3 protein-coding genes are annotated in these 3,484 nt (G+C 46.4%); 2 read left to right on the forward strand and 1 reads right to left on the reverse strand.

The annotated features are described in order from the left end of the window. Positions 1-581: phosphate acyltransferase (locus JX312_RS10715; protein WP_255563917.1), on the reverse strand; the 581-nt coding region annotated here is incomplete at its 3' end. Between the two features lie 187 nt (positions 582-768). On the opposite strand from JX312_RS10715, the gene JX312_RS10720 reads away from it, so the two are divergent. Beyond that, positions 769-2,697 carry an LptF/LptG family permease gene (locus JX312_RS10720; protein ID WP_239653890.1) on the forward strand — a complete coding sequence of 643 codons (1,929 nt, stop codon included), beginning with the start codon at positions 769-771 and terminating at the stop codon, positions 2,695-2,697. Positions 2,698-2,958: 261 nt separating this feature from the next. Beyond that, positions 2,959-3,435, forward strand: coding sequence for a preQ(1) synthase (queF, locus tag JX312_RS10725; RefSeq protein ID WP_123403564.1), 477 nt, complete (start codon positions 2,959-2,961; stop codon positions 3,433-3,435). The last annotated feature ends 49 nt before the right edge of the window (positions 3,436-3,484 follow it).

Consider the following 3,484-nt stretch of genomic DNA (forward strand, 5'->3'; position numbering starts at 1 on the left):
GCAGTGGCGATGTCGATCTCCGCAAGCTCCTTGGCGGTCGGATCCGGAACAACCGCGCAGTCTGCAAAAACAAGCATATGGTCTTCGCCGTAGGGAACGTTTTCCGGAAGAAGCATGATGAATGCGCCGCTGACAACGGATATGCCCGGCTTTGTCTTCAGAACCTGGAATGCGGCTCTCAGAACGTGAGATGTGGGACTCAGCGCACCCGCAACCATAGCGTCAGCATCGCCGCGCTTAATCATGAGGCATCCGAGATAAAGGGGATTGCGCACAATGTTGCGTGCCTCGTCAATCGTCATACCCTTGCTTTTGCGCAGTTCCGCAAAAAGCTCGGCATAGGGTTCAGTAAACTCCATGTCGTCGGTGTCGGCGAATGCGGCTTTCTCGATATGTGGCAGTCCAAGCTCAAAAGCCTTGGCGAGAATTTCATCGCGTTTGCCAATCAGGATAACATCTGCGATTCCTTGTGAGATAACTCTGTCAGCTGCCTGAAGTGTGCGTGGCTCAAGAGATTCGGGAAGCACAAGACGCTGGCGGTTTTCCTGTGCTTTTTTTGTAAGCCTTTCGAATAATGTCATGATATGTTGATTTAATAATTCACCATTTATGTGGGAACTGTAAGTTGCCGGACGCAAAGTTACAAAGATTTCATCAAAGGAGGTGAGGAAAGGGGAGTTTTTTTAAGATAAAATTAGTAACTTTACATCCGAAATTCGCTTCGGGACTTTAAAACGGTCGATGAAGCATTCTCTTTGTGTTATAACAATGCGTATTGTCAAAAGGCTTTATCTTTTCATATTAAAGAGCTTCCTGCCTCTGTTCGCGATGACATTCTTCATCGTGCTTTTCATCGTACTGATGCAGTTCCTCTGGAAATATATAGATGACCTTGTAGGTAAGGGGTTGTCGTTTGATGTTCTCGGTGAACTGTTTTTCTATGCTGCGGTGACATTGGTTCCGATGGCGTTGCCGTTAGCTATCCTGCTTGCCAGTCTGATGACTTTCGGCAATCTGGGCGAACGTTCGGAGCTTACCGCAATCAAGGCATCCGGCATCTCTCTTCTGAATGTGATGAAACCGCTCATCATTCTTGTGATGGCTATCGCTGTCGGGGCTTTCTTTTTTCAGAACGACATTCTGCCGAAAGCTCAGGTAAAAATGTGGACATTGCTTTTCTCAATGAAACAGAAGAGTCCGGAGGTGGAGATTCCGGAAGGTGTTTTTTACGACCAGATTCCCGGTTATAACCTCTATGTGAAGAGCAAGAATCAGCAAACCGGGGTTCTCTACGATGTGATGATCTACGATATCAGCCGGGGAGGTGACAACTCCACGATACTTCTGGCAGACTCGGCGCGAATGGCTTTTACAAAAGACAGCAAGTATCTGTATCTGCATCTGTTTACCGGCGAGCAGTTTGAGAATCTTCGTGAACAGCGTTCTCTTGACAGGAACGTGCCTTTCCGTCGCGAATCATTTGTCGACAAGGAGGTGCTTATCCCTTTTGATGCAAATTTCAACCGTCTTGACGAGGGCGGCATGCGAAAGCAATATGTTGGAAAGAACATGACTGAGCTTCAGCAGACCATTGACTCGGTCTCGCAAAGGGTGGATTCCATCGGGGAGGATTATGCGAGAGAGCTGAAGCGGACGGCTTTTTCAGGAGTGTTGCGATCCACCTATTTTTCTGAAGCCGACAGCAAGAAAGATGCTGAAAACAATAAGGAGAGCGCAGTGCTGACTCCTGCCCCGCCAGTGGCGGCGATGCCTCTCGATTCCTTGCTTGGCGCTCTCTCTCCCGTCCAACTCGGTGATATCTACAGTCAGGCACGCGCCCTTACTTCCAACAGGGTCGCGGAACTCGAATTCCGTGCGCTCACCATGGGTGATGAAAAAAGAACGATACGCCGCCACGAAATTGAACTGATCAAGAAATTCACGCTTTCCGTGGCTTGTATCATTTTCTTCTTTATCGGTGCTCCTTTAGGCGCGATCATCAGAAAAGGTGGACTCGGCACACCTCTGGTGATATCTGTGTTGCTGTTTTTGGTCTATTATATAATAGACAACACCGGATATAAAATGGCTCGCGATGGGCGCATTGCTGTCTGGGCGGGAATGTGGCTGTCGACCTCTATCCTGTTGCCTCTCGGAATATTTGTGACCTACAAGGCAATGAATGATTCGGCAGTGTTCAACAAAGATCTCTACCTGAATCTTATGAGACGATGGCTCGGGCTCACCGAGAAAAGGCATGTGCCGATGAAAGAGGTCATTATCAATGAAGTGTCGCTGCGGCGTGCCGAGGCGTTGCTTGTGCGTCTATACGGAGAATCACGAGTATGGCTGCGACGCAACGGTCGCAGACTCTCTTATCGAGAATACTGGCGCAGAGGGTATTCGCTCGAAGAAATAACGCGCATTGGAACTCTTGTGGATGAAACTGTCAATTATCTGCATGACTCGCGTGATGTGAAAGTGAATTCGAAACTCGAGAAATTCCCTGTACTAAAGCCTTTGTGGATCTATCACCCTGCTAACCGGCGCTGGCTGTGTCGCACACTCGCGTTCTTTGTGCCTGCTGGAGGTATCATATATCTTCTGAGCATACCTTACTGCCGTAGACTCGTAAAAGAGTTTGAAGCGGTGGAATCAGCTTCGCTTGAAGAACTCAGAATTGTTAATAAATCTTAAACATAATAATTCGCAGAACTATTTTCCTATTGTCAATGTTTTAATAGACGAAAGAAAGAAGATAGATTTTTGTTCATTAAGTTTAAGTTCTAACAGGTTCGCCTGTTAAAGAATGCGGCCACTCGTGAGGAGCGGCCGCTTTTTTGTGTATGGTTTGGTATATGTCGTCAGTCCAAACTTATAAGTAAGTATTGAAAATTTAATATAAGCTAATTTCCAACACTTACTTAATGGTATTTATTTTTTTGTTAATTTTGCAGTATGAGAACAGAAAAAGAACTTGAGGGGGTCAGTCTCCTCGGCAACCAGGGGGTGAAGTATCCGACGGATTATGACCCCTCTTTATTAGAGACTTTTGAGAACAAGCATCCGGAAAATGAATATGTCGTCACATTCGATTGTCCGGAGTTCACCACTCTTTGTCCCAAAACCGGGCAGCCGGATTTCGGGCATATATATATCACTTACATACCTCGTGAAAGGATGGTGGAAAGCAAAAGCCTTAAGCTTTATCTTTTCAGTTTCCGCAATCATGGCGATTTCCATGAGGATTGTGTGAATATAATAATGAAAGACCTTGCCCGGCTCATGGATCCGAAATATATCGAGGTGCGTGGCGTATTTATGCCTCGCGGTGGCATTTCAATTTATCCGTTTGCCAATATGGGTGATGCGGATCATCAGGATTATGTGAAGGCACGCCGACTCTCGGTGATGGCGGAATCAGCCGGAAGATGATGATTTGCCGTATAGTGGAAATATTTTGAAACAACTTGATTTTTAGATC

Source organism: Barnesiella sp. CU968, assembly GCF_905219685.1.
GTDB lineage: Bacteria > Bacteroidota > Bacteroidia > Bacteroidales > Muribaculaceae > Lepagella > Lepagella muris_A.

Bases quoted from the DNA above. Each gene is read 5' to 3' on its own strand.
- JX312_RS10720 (WP_239653890.1), top strand. From the start codon at position 769: ATGCGTATTGTCAAAAGGCTTTATCTTTTCATATTAAAGAGCTTCCTG.
- queF (WP_123403564.1), top strand. From the start codon at position 2,959: ATGAGAACAGAAAAAGAACTTGAGGGGGTCAGTCTCCTCGGCAACCAG.